The sequence below is a fragment of the Bradyrhizobium sp. sGM-13 genome (assembly GCF_018398875.1).
In the GTDB taxonomy this organism is placed as follows: Bacteria; Pseudomonadota; Alphaproteobacteria; order Rhizobiales; family Xanthobacteraceae; genus Bradyrhizobium.
In genome coordinates, this window is record NZ_JAGWDK010000291.1 from 1 (window position 1) to 276 (window position 276).

Sequence of the window (276 nt, forward strand, 5' to 3'; positions counted from 1 at the left end):
GTGCGACACTTTTATCAAGACCCTTGAATTGGTCATGCTTGGCGTGACATTTTTGCCTCCTGAAATACTGAGTTTCATTTGTCACCAGCAAGACCGCAGCCGCGCAGCCAGCCACAGTGGCCACGCAGCTCACCACATAAATGCCCCTGACGACAAGGATGGCGATGCTGGCTCGATGATCGGGACCAAGGGTGAAACGAATGAACTTGTACCGCGCGACATGGCCAGCCTCACGCCACTGTCAACTCCGCAACAATCCATCCTGCGCTGTCTGAT

Annotated in this window: 1 pseudogene; it reads left to right on the forward strand. The window is 54.3% G+C overall.

Going from position 1 to position 276, the window contains the following annotated elements:
• Positions 1 to 276 (forward strand): annotated as a pseudogene (locus tag KJQ96_RS39095) (hypothetical protein); the annotation flags it as partial.